This is a genomic window from Nocardia sp. CA-290969, assembly GCF_050936135.1.
Classification (GTDB): Bacteria; Actinomycetota; Actinomycetes; order Mycobacteriales; family Mycobacteriaceae; genus Nocardia.
In genome coordinates this window covers 869,576-887,091 of sequence record NZ_JBNJNJ010000001.1, presented here as the reverse complement: position 1 = coordinate 887,091, position 17,516 = coordinate 869,576, and the positions used below count along the sequence as shown (strand labels likewise).

General features: G+C 68.6%; 17 protein-coding genes. 7 read left to right on the top strand and 10 right to left on the bottom strand.

The window, feature by feature from the left end; all coding sequences use genetic code 11:
- Window positions 1-139 precede the first annotated feature (139 nt).
- The 5 genes from ACQEVO_RS04195 to ACQEVO_RS04175 all read right to left on the bottom strand — a co-directional run bounded on the left by ACQEVO_RS04195 (window position 140) and on the right by ACQEVO_RS04175 (window position 3,538).
- Complete coding sequence (locus ACQEVO_RS04195; protein ID WP_432909049.1) at window positions 140-766, bottom strand: TetR family transcriptional regulator; 627 nt, start codon at window positions 764-766, stop codon at window positions 140-142.
- Window positions 767-925: 159 nt separating this feature from the next.
- Window positions 926-1,237, bottom strand: coding sequence for a helix-turn-helix domain-containing protein (locus ACQEVO_RS04190; RefSeq protein WP_432909047.1), 312 nt, complete (start codon window positions 1,235-1,237; stop codon window positions 926-928).
- Window positions 1,230-1,505 carry a type II toxin-antitoxin system RelE/ParE family toxin gene (locus ACQEVO_RS04185; protein WP_432909045.1) on the bottom strand — a complete coding sequence of 92 codons (276 nt, stop codon included), beginning with the start codon at window positions 1,503-1,505 and terminating at the stop codon, window positions 1,230-1,232. The genes ACQEVO_RS04190 and ACQEVO_RS04185 overlap by 8 nt, the downstream gene beginning before the upstream one ends.
- A gap of 251 nt (window positions 1,506-1,756) precedes the next feature.
- Window positions 1,757-2,713 (bottom strand): electron transfer flavoprotein subunit alpha/FixB family protein, encoded by a 957-nt coding sequence (locus tag ACQEVO_RS04180; protein WP_432909043.1) that lies wholly within the window; start codon window positions 2,711-2,713, stop codon window positions 1,757-1,759.
- A 39-nt stretch (window positions 2,714-2,752) separates the two neighbouring features.
- Entirely contained in the window at window positions 2,753-3,538 is a 786-nt protein-coding gene (locus tag ACQEVO_RS04175) for an electron transfer flavoprotein subunit beta/FixA family protein (RefSeq protein ID WP_432909041.1), read from the bottom strand.
- Between the two features lie 195 nt (window positions 3,539-3,733).
- Between ACQEVO_RS04175 and ACQEVO_RS04170 the strand changes: the two genes are divergently transcribed.
- From ACQEVO_RS04170 to ACQEVO_RS04160, 3 genes are read left to right on the top strand one after another with little or no spacing between them, the layout of a single operon-like run.
- Entirely contained in the window at window positions 3,734-4,519 is a 786-nt protein-coding gene (locus tag ACQEVO_RS04170) for a class I SAM-dependent methyltransferase (protein ID WP_432909039.1), read from the top strand.
- Window positions 4,516-6,057 carry a 1,4-alpha-glucan branching protein domain-containing protein gene (locus ACQEVO_RS04165; protein ID WP_432909037.1) on the top strand — a complete coding sequence of 514 codons (1,542 nt, stop codon included), beginning with the start codon at window positions 4,516-4,518 and terminating at the stop codon, window positions 6,055-6,057. Before ACQEVO_RS04170 ends, ACQEVO_RS04165 begins: the two co-directional genes overlap by 4 nt.
- Window positions 6,054-7,316 carry a glycosyltransferase family 4 protein gene (locus ACQEVO_RS04160; protein WP_432909036.1) on the top strand — a complete coding sequence of 421 codons (1,263 nt, stop codon included), beginning with the start codon at window positions 6,054-6,056 and terminating at the stop codon, window positions 7,314-7,316. The genes ACQEVO_RS04165 and ACQEVO_RS04160 overlap by 4 nt, the downstream gene beginning before the upstream one ends.
- 438 nt (window positions 7,317-7,754) lie before the next feature.
- Here the strand turns inward: ACQEVO_RS04160 and ACQEVO_RS04155 are convergent, their stop codons facing one another.
- On the bottom strand, window positions 7,755-9,065 hold the full coding sequence (locus tag ACQEVO_RS04155) for a PQQ-binding-like beta-propeller repeat protein (RefSeq protein WP_432909034.1): 1,311 nt from the start codon (window positions 9,063-9,065) through the stop codon (window positions 7,755-7,757).
- A gap of 142 nt (window positions 9,066-9,207) precedes the next feature.
- Between ACQEVO_RS04155 and ACQEVO_RS04150 the strand changes: the two genes are divergently transcribed.
- Window positions 9,208-9,957 carry an acyltransferase gene (locus ACQEVO_RS04150; RefSeq protein ID WP_432909033.1) on the top strand — a complete coding sequence of 250 codons (750 nt, stop codon included), beginning with the start codon at window positions 9,208-9,210 and terminating at the stop codon, window positions 9,955-9,957.
- Between the two features lie 9 nt (window positions 9,958-9,966).
- On the opposite strand, the gene ACQEVO_RS04145 is transcribed toward ACQEVO_RS04150, so the two are convergent.
- Window positions 9,967-10,518, bottom strand: coding sequence for a DUF1697 domain-containing protein (locus ACQEVO_RS04145; protein WP_432909032.1), 552 nt, complete (start codon window positions 10,516-10,518; stop codon window positions 9,967-9,969).
- Between the two features lie 170 nt (window positions 10,519-10,688).
- Here ACQEVO_RS04145 and ACQEVO_RS04140 point away from each other — a divergent pair, with 170 nt between their 5' ends.
- The 3 genes from ACQEVO_RS04140 to ACQEVO_RS04130 all read left to right on the top strand — a co-directional run bounded on the left by ACQEVO_RS04140 (window position 10,689) and on the right by ACQEVO_RS04130 (window position 14,641).
- Window positions 10,689-10,907, top strand: coding sequence for a hypothetical protein (locus ACQEVO_RS04140; protein WP_432909031.1), 219 nt, complete (start codon window positions 10,689-10,691; stop codon window positions 10,905-10,907).
- Window positions 10,908-11,141: 234 nt separating this feature from the next.
- Entirely contained in the window at window positions 11,142-13,172 is a 2,031-nt protein-coding gene (locus ACQEVO_RS04135; RefSeq protein WP_432909029.1) for a hypothetical protein, read from the top strand.
- Window positions 13,169-14,641, top strand: coding sequence for a hypothetical protein (locus tag ACQEVO_RS04130; RefSeq protein WP_432909027.1), 1,473 nt, complete (start codon window positions 13,169-13,171; stop codon window positions 14,639-14,641). Before ACQEVO_RS04135 ends, ACQEVO_RS04130 begins: the two co-directional genes overlap by 4 nt.
- Window positions 14,642-14,646: 5 nt before the next feature.
- On the opposite strand, the gene ACQEVO_RS04125 is transcribed toward ACQEVO_RS04130, so the two are convergent.
- The 3 genes from ACQEVO_RS04125 to ACQEVO_RS04115 all read right to left on the bottom strand — a co-directional run bounded on the left by ACQEVO_RS04125 (window position 14,647) and on the right by ACQEVO_RS04115 (window position 17,508).
- On the bottom strand, window positions 14,647-15,261 hold the full coding sequence (locus ACQEVO_RS04125; protein WP_432909025.1) for a GNAT family N-acetyltransferase: 615 nt from the start codon (window positions 15,259-15,261) through the stop codon (window positions 14,647-14,649).
- Window positions 15,262-15,355: 94 nt separating this feature from the next.
- On the bottom strand, window positions 15,356-16,531 hold the full coding sequence (locus ACQEVO_RS04120) for a THUMP-like domain-containing protein (RefSeq protein WP_432909024.1): 1,176 nt from the start codon (window positions 16,529-16,531) through the stop codon (window positions 15,356-15,358).
- Window positions 16,531-17,508, bottom strand: a complete 978-nt coding sequence (locus ACQEVO_RS04115) for a class I SAM-dependent methyltransferase (RefSeq protein WP_432909023.1) — start codon at window positions 17,506-17,508, stop codon at window positions 16,531-16,533. Before ACQEVO_RS04115 ends, ACQEVO_RS04120 begins: the two co-directional genes overlap by 1 nt.
- Window positions 17,509-17,516: the final 8 nt, after the last annotated feature.

Sequence of the window (17,516 nt, the reverse complement as noted above, 5' to 3'; positions counted from 1 at the left end):
CCATCAGCGCAGGTCATCAGTTCAAGACGGACAAGAACTGAAATTCATTCTTGTTCACACTAGCACCGCGGCACGGCCGTGAACCCGAAACGGCCCGAACCCCGGGAGGCAGGGCCGCCGCGGCGGTGAGTTCCGGACGTCAGTCCGTCTCCGGAGAGAGCTCCGGCCAGTCCACGAGCAGCAGATCGCACAGGTCGCGCAGGTCGGACTCGGCATCGGCGATCGCGATCCGGCCGTTCAGGCAGGACTGGATGATGCCGAACACGGCATGGATCAGCAGCCGCAGCCGCGCGGCATCCCGCTCGGTCATCCGGTCGATGCCCGCCGCGGTGCACAGCAACTGCCGGAAGGCCCGGTCGACCCGCGCCGTATCCGGGACAGCGGACACTTTGGCCGTGCTGTTCGACTGGATCATCGCCGCCGACAGCAGCGGCCGCCGCAGCAGCACCCGGACCACCCGCACCAATGCCGCGTGCACCGCGTCCTTCGGATCGGACTCCGAACCTGCTGCACGCGCGAACTTCTCCCGCATCCGATCGATCTGGTCGAGCATCACCGCCACGAACAGGTGTGTTTTCGACGGGAAATAGCGATACAGCGTGGCGACCGCGACCCCCGCCGATTTCGCCACCTCGCCCATCTGAACCCGTTCGAACTCGTGCACGCTCGCCAGTTCGGCGGCGGCGGTGAGTATCCGCCCGACCCGCGCGCGTTGTTCGGTGGAACTCGGTGCCGCCGCGTCACGCACTTCGGCGATTCTCGGCATCGCGTCCCTTCCCTCATCCGGCCACCGCGCACATCAATGCTGCCGGGTTCTACATTCGCAGACAGCATCCCCGAGTCGCACGAGGCCCGCACACGCATTCCCGACCAGTGAGAACGCCGCCGCGGTGGCAGCAGGCCGGCCCTTGACCCGCAACCGGCGTCAGGCCGCGTCCGGCTTCTCGAACCGTGCCACGAAGCGCAGTTCCAGGGCATACGCCAAACGTTCCAGCATGCCGATCGTGGGGGTTCCGCCGCCGGATTCGAGACGCGAGACATCCGGCTGACGCAGCCCCGCACGCTCGGCCACGTCGCTCTGGGTCAGCCCGAGTTCCAAGCGACGCTCGCGAATCGCGTTCGCGAACTCGATGGCGAGCCTGGCCTCTTCTCGACCCGCTTCGTATTCCGCAGCGTTGAAATCCCGGCTGCCGAAGCGCTCCCGCCTCATATCGTCCATGGACTCGTGTTCAGCCATCGCCGTTGACCTCTCTATCGAAACTGGATCGGGCGTGGTCATGTTCCGCCTCGCATACCTTGCGCAGGAGCTTCGCTCGCTCGACCTCGGCCGCCTCGCGCATCTTCGTCTTGCGGAACACCGTCAACAAGATCACACGGCGGCCGGGCGCGAGCCAGTAGGTCACACGCATTTCCAGCGGATGGAGATGGAATCGCAGTTCACGCAGCCTGTCACCGAGATTGCGCGACCAGGGCTCGCCGAGGGTTTCCGCGTGTTCCGCCAACATGCCGACCTATGAATCGACGCGACCGAAGTCACGGTCCGAGAGGGATCGGAGCCACTCGGCCACTTCGGGCTCGATCTCGACCGCATACAGCGACATAGGATTCATGCTATATAGCATGAATCCTATGTGCAATGCGCCGGGATCACCGGAGCGCAAAAGACACACCGTCGCCCTGCACACGACTGTGCCCCGGCCGGAGAACCCGGCCGGGGCACAGTCGAGAGCTTCGGCGGACGATGTCCGCGCCGGGCTCAGCCCTTGTGCTTCTTGACCTCTTCGGTCAGCTGCGGGGCGACGTTGAACAGGTCGCCGACGATGCCGTAATCGGCGATCTCGAAGATCGGCGCCTCTTCGTCCTTGTTGACCGCGACGATGGTCTTCGAGGTCTGCATACCGGCCCGGTGCTGGATGGCACCCGAGATACCGAGGGCGACGTACAGCTGCGGGGAGACCGTCTTACCGGTCTGGCCCACCTGGAACTGGCCCGGGTAGTAGCCGGAGTCGACCGCGGCACGCGAGGCGCCGACGGCCGCGCCGAGCGAATCGGCCAGGGCCTCGACCACGGAGAAGTTGTCGGCGGAACCGACACCGCGGCCACCGGAGACGACGATATTCGCCTCGGTGAGTTCCGGCCGGTCACCGGCGACCACCGGCTCGCGGCTGGTGACCTTCACGACGCCTTCTTCCTGCGCCGGCACCTCGACGGTGACCTTCTCGCCGGCGCCGGCCGAGGGCTTGGCCTCGATCGAACCCGGGCGCACCGAGATCACCGGGACATCGCCGGTGGCCTTGGCGTCGACGGTGAAGGCGCCACCGAAGATGCTGTGCACGGCCGTACCGTCGGCCTTGACGTCGATGACGTCGACCAGCAGGCCCGAACCGATGCGGGCGGCCAGCCGACCGGAGACCTCTTTGCCCTCGGCGCTCGCGGCGACCAGGACCGCCGCCGGGGACGCGGATTCCACCAGGCCGGCGAGGACGTCGACCTTGGGGGTGATGAGGTAGTTCTCCACATCGTCGGATTCGGCGATGTAGATCTTGGCGGCACCGGCCGCGGCCAGCGCGTCGGACAGTTTGTCGGCGGTGCCGGGGGCACCGAGCACGACGGCCGACGGCTCACCGAGGGCGGTGGCGGCGCTCAGCAGTTCGGTGGTCACCTTCTTGACCGCACCGTCGGCGTGCTCGACGAGCACAAGTACTTCTGCCATTTGTCTCTTCTCCTAGAAGTTGCTGCGGGTGCGGGGGACTCAGATGATCTTCTGGCCGACCAGGTACTGGGCGATCTTGGTGCCGCCGTCGCCCTCGTCGGTGATCTTCTCGCCCGCGGTGCGCGGCGGCTTCGGGGTGGACGCGGTCACGGTGGTGCCCGCATTGGCCACGCCCACGGTCGACGGGTCGATGCCCAGGTCTTCCAGGGTGAAGGTCTGCACTTCCTTCTTCTTCGCGGCCATGATGCCCTTGAAGGAGGGGAAGCGCGGTTCGTTGATCTTCTCGGTGACGCTGACGATGGCCGGCAGCGTCGCCTCCAGCTTGAACACGCCTTCGTCGGTTTCCCGCTCGCCGGTGATGGTCTCGCCGTCGACGGTGAGCTTGCGCAGATGCGTGAGCTGCGGGATGCCCAGGTACTCGGCGATGATGGCCGGGACGGCGCCGGAGCGGCCGTCGGTGGCCTCGTTACCGGCGATCACCAGTTCGACGCCCTCGACCTGGCCCAGCGCACCGGCCAGGACCCACGCGGTCTGGACGGTATCGGAGCCGTGGATGGCCGGGTCGTTGATGTGGATGGCCTTGTCGGCGCCCATGGACAGCGCCTTGCGGATGGCCTCGGTCGCGCGATCGGGTCCGGCCGCCAGCACGGTGACCTCTCCGCCCTGCGCCTCCTTGATCAGGAGGGCTTCTTCGACAGCGCGCTCGTTGATCTCGTCGAGCACCGCGTCGGCGGCTTCACGGTCGAGGGTGAAGTCACCGTCGGTCAGCTTGCGCTCGGACCAGGTATCGGGCACCTGCTTGATGAGTACGACGATATTCGGCATCGGTCTTCGTCGACCTCCTGTTCTGGTTACCTGTATTGGCGGTCGCACGATCTCCAGCGGCCGTACGTCCATGTGAGTAGCTCAGGCCGAGACATTACCCTACGTTAAGTTACTCGTGGGTAACTTACGTGCGCAAGCGTCCGGAGGGGCTCCCTGGGCACCCGTGTACCGGGCAGTACCAGTAACCTCGTCGCAATGAGTGAGGCTGTGATTCCCGCCGCACCGGCTACCCCCGACGTACTGGAGCCGCTGCCGTTGACCGGTGAGCGGACGGTGCCGGGTATCGCGGAGGAGAACTACTGGTTCCGGCGGCACGAGATCGTCTACGACCGGCTGTTGTCGCGCTGCGCGGGGAAAGTGGTGCTCGAAGCGGGGTCGGGTGAAGGCTACGGCGCGAATATGATCGCCGAGGTCGCCACCGCGGTGATCGGCCTCGACTACGACCGCGGCGCGGCGGCACACGTACGCGCCCGGTACCCCCGGGTGCGGATGATCCGCGGTAATCTCGCCGCGCTCCCGCTGCCCGCCGACACGGTGGACACCGTGGTGAATTTCCAAGTGATCGAACATCTTTGGGATCAGGTGCAGTTCCTGCGCGAATGCCTGCGGGTGCTGCGCCCGGGCGGTGAACTGCTCATCAGCACCCCCAACCGGATCACCTTCTCCCCCGGCCGCGACACCCCGCTCAACCCCTTCCACACCCGCGAACTGAATGCCGCCGAACTCACCGAACTGCTCGCGGAAGCCGGTTTCCGCGTCGAGCTGATGACCGGTGTGCACCACGGCCCGAGCCTGCGCGCGCTGGACGAAAAGCACGGCGGCTCTTTTATCGACGCGCAGATCGAGCGGGCCCTGGCCGGGGAACCCTGGCCGGCCGAACTCACCGCCGATGTCGCGGGTATCACCGTCGACGATTTCGCGCTGACCCCCGACGATATCGACGCCAGCCTCGACCTGGTAGCCCGAGCGGTAAAGCCGTGAGCGGCAACAACTCCCACGACGCGGTACCGGGACAGTTCACTCTCGTCCTGCACTCGCACCTGCCCTGGCTGGCCCATCACGGCCGCTGGCCGGTCGGCGAGGAATGGCTCTACCAATCGTGGGCGGCGTCGTATCTGCCGGTCGTCGAGGTGCTGCGCACGCTGGCCGCGGAAGGCCGCTCGCATCTGCTGACGCTCGGGATAACCCCTGTTCTCGCAGCACAACTCGACGATCCGCATGCGCTGGCCGGTATGCATCACTGGCTGGGCAATTGGCAATTGCGCGCAGACGAGGCGGCGATGGCGGGTAACCGCGCGCTCGGCCGCCACGAACACCGGCTCGCGGCCGCGGCACTGGCCGAATTCGAGCAGAACTGGCGGCACGGGGCGGCGCCGGTCTGGCGGCAACTGCTCGACGCGCAGGTCATCGAGCTGCTCGGCGGCCCGCTGGCCCACCCGTTCCAGCCACTGCTCGACGACCGGCTGCGCGACTTCCAGCTGCGCGAGGGCCTCACCGACGCGCGACTGCGCTGGGGGCACACACCGTCCGGGATCTGGGCGCCCGAGTGTGGGTTCACGCCCGGAATGGAGGACGGATACGCCGCCGCCGGTGTGACGCATTTCATGGTCGACGGGCCCGCTCTGCGCGGGGACACCTCGCTCGGACGGCCGGTTCGCGACTCCTCCGTAGTCGCGTTCGGGCGCGATCTCACGGTGAGCTACCGGGTCTGGTCGCCGAAATCGGGCTACCCCGGCAACGGCGCCTACCGCGACTTCCATCACTACGACCACGCCACCGGGCTCAAACCCGCGCGGGTCACCGGGAAAACGGTCGCCGGCCCGGACAAGGCGCCCTACGACCCGGAACTGGCCGCGGCGCAGGTCGAGCGGGATGTGGCGGATTTCGTGGCGACCGTGCGGGAACGGCTCATCGCCGAATCCGAGCGGATCGGGCGGCCGGCGCTGGTGGTCGCGGCCTTCGATACCGAGTTGTACGGGCACTGGTGGCACGAGGGCCCGCAGTGGCTGGCGCAGGTGCTGCGCGCGCTGCCGGAGGCGGGGATCACCGTCGGCACCCTCGCCGACGCCCGGGAACGCGGGTTCACCGGAGACCCGGTGCCACTCACCGATTCGTCGTGGGGGTCGGGTAAGGACTGGCGGGTCTGGGCCGGTGACCAGGTGCGTGACCTGGTGGAACTGAACGACGATATCGTCCGGCTCGCCCTCGACACCACCGCGAAGATGCGCGCCGCGGCACCCACCGGCCGCGACCCCGTCGCCGATCAGCTGTTGCGCGAAGCCATCCTCACGGTGTCCAGCGATTGGGCGTTCATGGTCAGCAAGGATTCCGCCGCCGGTTACGCGCGCGACCGCGCCCATCAGCACGCGCACGCCGTCCGGGAGATCGCGGGCGCCGTCGGGGCGGGTCAGCCGGCCCGGGCCCGGGAGCTGGCGGCGGGATGGGCAGCGGCCGACGGCGTGTTCCCGGCCCTGGACGCGCGTAGGCTACGCGTCACCTCAGCAGAAGGACCGCGATGAAGATCTTGATGGTGTCGTGGGAGTACCCACCGGTGGTCGTCGGGGGTCTGGGCAGGCATGTCCACCACCTCGCGACCTCGCTGGCGGCGGCCGGGCACGAAGTGGTGGTGCTCGCGCGGCGGCCCACCGGTACCAGCCCCGCCACCCATCCCACCCATTCGTTCGCCGCCGAGGGCGTCTTGGTGGTGGCAGTCGCCGAAGACCCGCCGGTTTTCGATTTCGGCGAGGATATGCTCGCCTGGACCCTGGCCATGGGGCATGCCATGGTGCGGGCGGGGATCGCGCTGGACAAACCCGGGATCGGCGAGGGCTGGACCCCCGATGTGGTGCACGCGCACGACTGGCTGGTGGCCCATCCCGCGATCGCGCTGGCCGAGTACTACGACGTCCCGCTCGTCTCGACCATCCACGCCACCGAGGCCGGCCGGCACAGCGGCTGGGTCGCGGGCCGGGTTAACCGGCAGGTGCATTCGGTCGAATGGTGGCTGGCCAACGAATCGGACGCGCTCATCACCTGCTCGGCGTCCATGCAGGACGAGGTGGAACGGCTCTACCGGCCGGACCGGGTGCCGGTCCATGTGATCCGCAACGGGATCGACGTGGGCTCCTGGACATTCCGGGAACGCCCGCCGCGCAGCGGGCCGCCGCGGCTGCTGTACGTGGGGCGGCTCGAATACGAGAAAGGGATCCAGGACGCGATCGCCGCGCTCCCCCGGATCCGGCGCGCCCACCCCGGTACCACGCTCACGATCGCCGGGATCGGCACTCAGTTCGAATGGTTGCGTGAACGCGCACGCACCCACCGGGTGGCGCGCGCGGTGCATTTCACGGGGCAACTGGATCACGCGGAACTGCTGGGCTGGCTGCACGGGGCCGACGCGATCGTGCTGCCGAGCCGCTACGAGCCGTTCGGGATCGTCGCCCTGGAAGCGGCCGCGGCGGGAACACCGCTGGTCACCTCAACTGCGGGCGGTCTCGGTGAGGCCGTGATCGACGGGGTCACGGGCGCCTCGTTCGAACCCGCGGACGTCAACGGTCTGGTGGACGCGGTCGTCGCGGTGCTCGACGATCCGGCGGCCGCGCAGCAGCGGGCCCGCGCCGCCCGCGACCGGCTCACCGAGGATTTCGCCTGGGACGTGGTGGCCGCGGAAACCGCGGGGGTCTACACGGGCGCCAAACGCCGGGTCCGGACCCCGCTCGGCCGCCCCGAGATCGACCGCCGCCCGCTCCCCGAACGGGACCCCGGCCAGCCGCTGTGATCCGAACCCGGCCGGCCCCGGCCGCCGGGCGTAATTCCGATTCCGCCGAGCGGATTCTCCACATGCCTGCACGGAAGCGCCGTGTGCACAGCCTGCCCGTGACAAGGTCGGGCCGGGCCGCAGTCGCCCCGTGCCGGCCACTGGTGGTCTGCTGTTCACGGCGGTGCCCGCCGACGCTCTCCCGCCAGGCCGCGGTCGATGTCGGTACCTCGGTGCACACATACCTCGGTGCACACATAGGGCGGGCCCGGCTGCTCCCGGCGCGACGGCACCATGGAAGGTGATGCCTACGCCGACGCCACAGTCGGCCCTGAACCGGCGCGCCGGACCGGTCGGTTCGCCATGCGGTGGTTCGGCTCCGGGCCGCCGGTCGGACACCGCCGACAGCGTCCTGGTCGAGTATGCGCCCGACGCGCACGCCGTCGGCGGGTATCCGAATCAGGCTTTTTCGCGGAAGGTGAAGATCTCGCCGATCCGGGTCGCGACCACGACCTCGCCCTGGGCGCCGACCGCGGTGCCCGTGGTCGTCCCCTGCGCACCCGGGAGCACATCGGAGTCGAGGGTGTTGCCGGTGGCGGTGTCGAAGGTGATCAGGTTCAGGCCCTCCCCGATGGCGGCGGTGACGTAACCGGTGCCGCCGGCCGTCTGCACCGGGGCGCCGCGCAGGGCGAGATCCTTACGCGCCCAGACCCTTTCGTAACCGGCGCCGGTATCGCGCAACGCCATCAGGTAGCCGTCGTCACCGGCCGGGATGATCAGGCCGTCGTCGGACACCGAGATACCGCGGCGCGGCTCCCAGTCCAGGTGCGCTTCCCATTTCGGTTTCCCGGTGGCGGTGTCGACGGCCAGCAGGCGTTTGCTGTTGTCCCCGACGTAGAGCGTGGCACCGTCGGCGGAGAGAGCGGGATCGGTCGCGCTGCCGCCCGCCAGGATCGGGCTGCTCCATTCCTGCTGGACCTTGCCGTCGGCATAGCGCAGGGCCACCAGCGAGGCATCGGGTTCGCCGGGTTTGCGCACGGTCGCATAGATACGCCCGGTATCGACCTCCATCGCGGCGATGGTGGCGACCGCGCAGTCCGGGCCGCCGGTTCGGCAGTCTTCGAGCCCCTCCCCGGGGGCCGGCCAGTCCGTGTTGGGGTTCTGCAGGAAATCGGGCCGCGGCAGCAGCTGCTGGGTGGGGACCATCCGCTTACCGGTCTGCCGGTCCAGCACATCCACCTGACCCGACTGCGTGATCACCAGCAGATGACCGTCACCGGTGAACTGCATCCCGATCGGGACGCCGGCCACCGGGGTGCGCCAGCGCGGCTGACCGAGCTGGTTGTCGGATTCCACCGCACTGTCGAGCCCCACATACACGTTGGTGGCGCCGTCGAGCAGGGTGGGCGAGTAGATCGAATGCGGGCCGAGCGGGTTGCAGAACCGTTTACGGCCCGTGCGCATCTGATAGGAGAAGATCTCGCAGTTCGCATCGGTGCGGCTGGTGACGAAGATCTGCCCCTCCGACCCCACCGTCACCGGCTGCACGATCGGCCCGCCGACCGGCCGCGACCACCGCAGGCTCAGGTCCCGGGAACCGGTGACCTGCGTATTACCGCTGTTACGGGCCTCGTGCCCCGCCGCGGGCCAGCCGAGCCCCCGGCCGACCGTGATGTCGTCCACATCGGTTCCGCAGGCGGTGAGCACACCCACCGCCGCGACCACCACCGCGAGCCAGGACACGGTCCGCACGCCGCCGCCGATACGCACCTGCTGGTCTCCTCCGTTGTCCTGTCTCCCCGGGCCATGTGTGAGATTAACGGAAGGGTATAGGCCGGGGCCGGAGAGCACGAAAGTAGGCTGTCCAGCGGTAGTGGCCACGGGGGATACCCAGAGAAACAGGAGAGACGTCGTGACGAGCATGTGGGGCGCACCGTTGCGCACACGCTGGCAGGGCTCCCGGCGCCGGGACCCGCGACAAGCCCGTTTCCTCACCCGCGATTCGCTGCGCTGGGTGCTGGCCAACCGCGCCTACACGCCGTGGTATCTGGTGCGCTACTACCGGCTGCTCAAATTCCGGCTGGCCAACCCGCACGTGATCCTGCGCGGCATGGTGTTCCTGGGCAAGCGGGTGGAAATCCACGCCACACCGGAGCTGGGCCGGCTGGAGATCGGGCGCTGGGTCCATATCGGCGACGGCAACGCCATCCGCTGCCACGAGGGCTCGCTGCGCATCGGCGACAAGGTGGTCTTCGGTAAAGACAACGTCGTCAACACCTACCTCGATATCGAGATCGGCGAATCCACGCTGGTCGCGGACTGGTGCTACATCACCGACTTCGACCACCGGATGGACGACATCACCATGCCGATCAAGGATCAGGGCATCGTGAAGAGCCCGGTGCGGATCGGTCCGGATACCTGGATCGCGGCCAAGGTCACCGTGCTGCGGGAAACCCGGGTCGGGCGCGGGTGCGTGCTGGGTGCGCACGCGGTGGTGAAGGGCGAGATCCCGGATTACAGCATCGCGGTGGGCGCGCCCGCGCGCGTGGTGAAGAACCGCAAGTCCACCTGGGAGGCCGGTGCCGCCGAACGCGCCGCCCGGGAGGCCGCGCTGGCCGATATCGAACGTAAGAAGAACGGGATCACGCAGGACGCGTGACCCGGCGGCCTACTTCAGCGATTCCATTTTCTTCACGACACGCTGCACCGTGAGCCAGGTGCGGGTGGTGATGTCCTTGCCGTAGCTGCGTTCCAGCCAGGCCATGAAATTCGGGGTTTTCGGCGAGGAATTGTCGATGATCGACAGGAATGCCCGGGACTGCTCGTCGTACCCGAGGATTTTCGTCGACGGATCCGTTTCGGCCGGCGGTAAGCCGGCGCGGGGATGGGCCGCGTCCTTGAAGAAAGTGACGGTCAGATAGGTCTCGCGGCCGTGGGTGTACCCGGCGAAGGGATCACGGTCCAGTAGGGCCCGCAGTTCGGCGTAATCGCGGATGATGGTGCCGCCCGGAATTCCGAGTTCGGTATTCAACGCCTGCTGGATGCGATCCTCCAGTTCGGCGCCCGCGGTTTCCTCGGTCGCGAACACGATATTGCCGCTGGCCAGCACCGACGCCACCGCGTCGAATCCGAGGCCGGTGAAAACGCCACGCAACTTCTCGTTGCTCATGTTCGGATTGCTGGGCATGATGCCGCGTAGCAGCGCCGCGTACCTCGTCATGAACAGAAAGTACCCCCGCACCCCGACATCCTCGCGGCACCCGTTCCGGCCCGGCCGAGCGCGGCCCTGCCCGCGAAATCACGGGCAGGGTAACTGGGGGCTGTACCGGGCAGCGCCTACCCGCTAGCTTCCCAACTGATCGGTACCGACCGGTCAGGAAGGAAGTAATCATGCGTCGCGCACTCCGGGCCGTCCTCCTCGTATCGGCCCTGCTGACCGCCCCGCTCGCCACCGCGGCCACCGCGTCGGCCATCCCGCTCGAACCGCAGTCGGCGCCGGCCGCCGTGCAAGCGCCCGGGTTCGCTCCGATTTGCACCATGCAGTACCCGCCGACGCTGCAATGCTGGCTGGCGAGCATGTCGGCCTCGCTCTCGGGCATTCGGTACTAGGAATGACCTCATAACCGTGTAACGCGGCCCCTGCTCGAGCTTTTCGCGCATTCTCGTTTCACATATCGGTTTTGCGCCGAGCCGCAACAGCATCGGCGATCTTGCCTAGGATGGCCGTACTGATCGATATCTTCGACCGGTTCGCGCGGCCCGCGCCGCGCGAACCGGGGCCCCCTGCGGTGCCGGAAATCGATATGCCGGATATCGATTGCCGAACCGGGAGGGGCGATACCTGTGGAAGGCCCGAAATTGCATGGGCTGGAACCGATCACCGGGCCGTTGATCGAGCAGCTGGTCCAGCGGCCGGAGGGCCGGAGCCGGTTGCTACCGGTGGTGGTGGCGGTGGGGCCGCCCGGTAGCGGGAAAACCGTACTGCTGCACACCCTCGCGCAGCGCTGCGCGAAATTACCGGTCGCACAGGTCGATCTGGGTCAGGGCGAACGGGCGCCGCGGGAGGTGTTCGGGGAACTCGCGTTCGAACTCGGCCGGCACCGGCGCCAATTCGGCCGGATCACGTTCCCGCAGCTGTGGCTGTGCGTGGTGGCGGTGGGCAGCACCCTGCACATGCACGAGGACAACCGCCGGCTGGCGTTGCAGAACCTGCGCCAGGTGGTCTCGAGCGCCCAGCCCATGGAGGCCCGCAGCCAGGGCGTCGCCGACATCATCGAGGCCGCCGGGCAGGTGCCCGAAGGGTTGTCGCCGTGGGTCGGCATGGCGGTGGAAACCCTGCTGCAGAGCCTGAACCGGCTCAACATCAGCCGGCGGATCAAACGGGGGCCGCGGCTGACCGGTGACGAGATCCAGCGCGAGGATATGCTCATCGACCTCGCCAAATGGGCGCACGGCGACGACGAATCCCGCGCCGAGGCCGATGCCATCTTCGGGATGGCGTTCCTGCACGATCTGCGGCACGCCTACAGCGGGGTGCGCGCCTCGCGGCGCACGCTCAATTCCGTGCTGTTGCTGGACAACGCCCACACTCCCGCCGGCCGGCAGTTCCTGCAGACCCTGCGCGAAGCGCGGCGGCGCAACGGCGCCGAACCCGATCCGCTGGTCGTGATCGCCACCAGCGCACAGTGGCTGCCCGCGTGGAGCGAATGCTGGCACCGGCCCGGTATGCACCGTTTCAGCGAGGACACCGAACGCCGCGAACCCGAACACCGCACCGGCGGTATCGAATGGCCCGCCCCGCGCGACCCGGCCGATATCCGCACCGATTGGGCGGCGGCCGCCGATGATCCGGCCGCGTCCTGGTTCCCGTGGTATCTCGTGGATCTCAGCCGGTTGAGTGTGCAGACCACCGGCGACCTCGCCGCCGACCGGCGGATGCGTTCGGTTCCCCGGGTCGCGGATTTCGTCCGGGCCCTCACCGGCGGGAACGCGGCCGGCACCGTAGATGTCATCGCCGCCCTGGGCCAGGCCGGCGACGGCGACCCACTCGCCCGCGCCCGGACCGTCCTCACGAGCACGGTGGGTACCCAACTCGACCCCCTGCAGGAGCCGGTCGACCCACCGGCCACCGTACTCGACCGGGCCCGCGAGCGACTGCTCGGAGACTTTCTCGCCGCCGAGAGTGTGCGCGATCTGGTCACCGCCGCCGCGGGCCGCACCGTGGATGTCCTCTACCAGCGGGAGGTCCTGGACTCGGCCCTGCCGGACGGGGAGGCGCTGCTACAGGAACTGCGGAACCGGCTGTGGATCCGGACCGTCCCCGGCCCGGATCCGGAAATGGTGCTCGACACCTGGTTACGCCGAATCCTGCTCTGCGAACTCGCCGCCCGCGAACCGGACGACCCGCGGGACTGGGAAGCCACCCATACGATCTGCCGGGACGTCTACCGCCGCGCCGTCGAGGACGGCGAGCCGGGCGCCGAAATCGAGGCCATCTATCACGATCTCGCGCTGGGCAGTCTCGGTGCCGCCATCGAATATCTGGAGCGGCCGTTCCTGCCCGGCCGCGCCGAATTCGGCCGTACCACCGCCGCCGGCTGGCTGTCCGATCTGGACCTGATCACCTCCGCACCGCGCCGCCCGGATCCCGACGGCACACCCTTCGCCCAGGTGGAGGCGATCGTCCGGGACAACGGTCTGGAGCCGGAACACGAACTGGCCTGGTTGATCGCGGCGTTGTGGGTTTCCAACGATCCGCTCGGCGACCCGCAGCGAACCCTGAACCGCACCATCGAGAACGAATTCCGGCAACTCGCGCGCGGTCTCGGCCGCGGAGCACTGCTGCTGTACGAACGGGCGGAGAGATACCGATGAGCACCCTGATCCAGCCACCCCCGCCGAGCTACCGGAAATGGTGGTGGGTTCCGGCCGCCGTCGTGGTGGCGGCGCTGGTCGTGGGCGTGGCGATCTGGGTGCCCACGCTCTTCCGGCCGGACAACAGTTGCGGGCCGGGGGTCGTGCACAGTGGACCGCGTGACGAATGCGCCGGCGTCACCGACGGCAGTTATGTTTTCGCCCCGGAACTCGCCGATATCGAGCGCCGCATCCTCGCCGAGAACCGCGCCGTGGAGAATTCGGGCGACCCGTATGTGAGCGTGGTGACGATGTCGCCGATGACGGTGGGGGCGAGCGAGGAAAGTATCGTCACCATGGCGGGTATCCGGCATCGGATCGAGGGCGCGCATCTGGCCCAGCTCGCGGAGAACCGGACCGCCGCCACTCCGAAGATCAAGCTGCTGGTGGCGAACCCCGCCAGCGATTTCGCCGAATGGGAGACCGCGGTCGGCCGGATCCAGGAACGTCGCGAGGCCGACCGTATCGTCGCGGTCACCGGTATCGCCTTCAGTATCCGGAACGCGGTCCACGCGGTCGAACGCCTTTCCGAACTGCAGCTACCGGTCATCGGCTCCACCCTCACCGCCGACGACCTGCCGGTGGTCCGCGGGTTCTACCGGGTGTCGCCCACCGCCACTGGGCACGCGCGCGCCGCCGCCGAGTATCTGGCCACCGGCGCCGACCGGATCATGGTCGTCCGCGACGACAATCCGGCCGATCACTACGGCACCGCCCTCGACGCGGCCTTCCGGGCCCGCTTCGCCGAGCAGCCGCAGCGGATCGTCAGCCGGGTGGAGAGCTACGACTCCGAAGTCGGCAATGTGGCCACCGCGTTCCGCGGCATGCTGGCGAATATCTGCCGGAATGCCCCCGACACCATCTATTTCGCGGGCCGGGCCGCACACGCACTCGGTTTCCTGACCGAACTGGCCGGGCGCAACTGCCCGGAGATACCGATCCAGGTGGTCACCGGCGACGATATGGCCTACTACAACCTCGCGGACAGTCCCGCCCGGATAGCGCTGGAAACCGGAGTATCGGTGCTGTACACCGGCCTGGTGCACGAGGAGGCTTGGCGGCGGCACCCGGACCTGTTCAACCGGGTCGCCGTCGCCCGGTTCACGGGCGAATGCACCGGGGAGATCTGCTACCGCGAACTGTCCGGCGACGCCCTGGACGATTTCGCCGCCGTCATGGAACACGATGCGGTGGTGACCGCCGTCCGGGCGATCCGGCAGGCGGCCGACTTCGCCGGCACCGTGGTGACCCCGGGCCAGGTGATCCAGGCGATGAAAGGACTGCACGGGGCCACCCAGGTGAGCGGGGCGAGCGGCATGCTGTCCTTCGACGAGGACGGACTACCGACCGATAAACCCATCCTCATCCTGAAAGCCCATGCCGGGGAACGACCGGAGTATGTCGGGCTGTCCGTAACCAGTAGCGGGTAACAGACCTAGGAGGCCGGGTCGTCCGCGGCGGCCACGCGGCGCGCGATCCGATCGGTGAGCCGGGCCCTGGATCGCGGCCATTCACCGGCGAGGATCGAGTAGACGACGGTGTTGCGGCGGCTACCGTCCCGGCGCCGGGCATGCTGCCGCAGAATTCCCTCCTGGGTCGCGCCGAGGGCGGTGACGGCTTCACGGGAGCGGGCGTTGAGATCGTCGACGGTGAACTCCGCCCGCTGCGCCCCCAGGGTGCCGAATACATGGTCCAGCAACAACAGTTTCGTTTCCGGATTGCATACGGTGCCGCGGGCGCGGCGCGAATACCAGGTGAATCCGATGGTCACCCGGCCGTGTTGCTCGTCCATGTTGTACAGCGAGGTGGTGCCGACGATCCGGTCGTCGCGCAGGTCCACCGGCACCAGCACCTGGCGGCCCGAGGACAGGGCGTGGGCGACGGTTTCCGGTGCGGGCGGCCGGGATTCGATACCGAACGGAAAATACTTCAGGGTGTCCGGATCGTCGTGCGCCGCGGCCAGCGCGTCCGCATCGCCGGCTTCCAGGGGCCGCACCAGCACATGGTCGCCGCGCAGGGTCGGCGGCAGGTGCCAATACTCGCTGGCCATTGCTCTCCTCGGTTGGTTTCCGACTTGCGTACATCTACCGGCGTCGGTGCGTTCCGTCCGATCGTCCCGGCTCCGGGCCGCCGCCGCGCAGCGGTCATCGGGACGCACGGCACAGGAAGGCCGTGGCGGTGCGGCCGATCCGGGTGATCACCAGCGTATAAGGCAGAGAGCCGGTGGGTTTCAGCCGGCGCCGCAGCACATCGGGGTCCACGTCCACGCCGCGGACCAGGATCTCCAAGGCACCGCAGTCGAGGCGCCGTAGTTCGGCGCGCAGGGATTTCTCCCGGAATTCGAGCCGGTCGAGGATACGGAAACCGCGCACACCGGCGGGGAGCCGGTCACCGGTGAGGTACGCGATCCGGGGGTCGAGCTGCCATAGTCCGTGGCGGGCCGCATAGTGGCGGACCAGTCCGGCGCGGACCACCGCACCGTCCGGATCGACTATCCACTCCCCGGGCGGCTGCTCGGGGATCTCGTCGGGGTCGGTATCGGTGAGGGTGATGGCCTCGCCCGCGCTCGTGAGTACGGTGGACCGGCGGGTGATACCCGGTTCGGTCAGCCCCGGCGACCACAGGCATGCCTCGCGCACGGCCCCGTCCAGCGACACCACCTCGACCTCACCCGCCCAGCCGAGCCGGTCGAAATCCAATCCGGGAGCGCATTTCACGGCCAGATCGCGGCCGGCGTAGGCGGCGAGCAGATCCGGCAGCGGCGGCTGCAGGGCGGCGGGGTCGTGGGTGCGTCTACCGCCCGCCCGCCGGGCCGGGTCCGCGACGATCGCCGTGCCGGTCGAACAGGGCACCAGAGCGTCCGCCCGGACCAGCACCGTATTCGTCGTCGGCTTGGGCTGGGTCAGGTTGAACTGGGCCATGGCGAGCCGGATCGGGTCCAGATCGCTGCCCACGACGCGGGGGCAGACCCGGGCCAGTTCGGCCAGGTCCGCCCCGATCGAGCAGGTCACGTCGTGCACATCGCGGCCGGCCAGCCGACGGGCGCGGTGCCGGGCGACCAGGGTCGGGGTGGCCTGCTGCAGTGCGTCGTCGGTGAACAACCAGTGCTGTGCGCCGGACAGTTTCGCGGCGGCCCGGCGGCGCAAGCGCACGGTTTCGACCAAGGCGGGGGCGTGGTCGCGGTGCGCGCGGCGCATCGCCGCCACATCGGCGAGCTGCGAGGCCGCCGACAACTCCAGTTCGGCGACCTCGGCCAGCGCGGCCGCACCCGGTGGCGAGGCCAGGTAGGCGATATCGGCCGCGCTGAAGCCGTAGCCCACTAGTTCGCGGCGGCGACCGGTTTCACGCCGGTGATCATGGCGTTGTAGAAGAACTGGCGCGGCACCACGCGGCGCATCACGTTCTCGTCCACCCAGCTCAGCCCGAGCCACGCCCGGTACATCGCCATCCGGTAGCCCCAGGTGAGTTTCTCGTCCGGGACGGCGGCCTCGAAGGTGCGCACCGGCCAGCCCCACAGGGCGGCGGCGAACTCCTCGGTATGGGCGGCGACCTGGACGGCACCGGCGGAGCGGGCCATATCCTCGAGCTGGCTGGGGTCGAAGGTGTGCAGATCGACCACGGCCTCCAGCGCGGCGGCGCGCGACGATTCGTCCAGTTCCTCCTGGGGGCGGCGCCAGTCCCGCAGGAACGGGAGTTTGGTGATGGCGGTGGTCGCCTTCCAGGTGATGTTGCCCAGGTTGCGGGCGTAGAGGTTGCCGATGGTGGTGGGCTCACCGGCGAAGACGAACCGGCCGCCGGGCTTGAGCACGCGCAGGCATTCGCGCAGCGACTGTTCCACGTCGGGGATGTGGTGCAGGACGGCGTGCCCGACCACCAGGTCGAAGGTGTCGTCGTCGTAGGGGATGGTTTCGGCGTCGGCGACCCGGCCGTCCACGTCGAGGCCCAGGTTCTCGGCGTTGCGCAGCGCGACCTTCACCATGCCCGGCGACAGGTCGGTGACCGAACCGGTCTTCGCGACCCCGGACTGCATGAGGTTCAGCAGGAAGAACCCGGTACCGCAGCCCAGTTCCAGGGCCCGCTCGTACGGCAGCTCCACCTCGCCCACCGCGGCGTCGAACCGGCCGCGGGCGTACTCGATACAGCGTTCGTCATAGGAGATCGACCATTTGTCGTCGTAGGTCTCGGCTTCCCAGTCGTGATAGAGCACCTGGGCGAGCTTGGTGTCCTCGAATGCTGCTTCGACCTCCGCGGCGGTCGCGTGCGGATGGGGCGCGGGGTCGTCGGGGCGTACCGTCATGGTCGGAG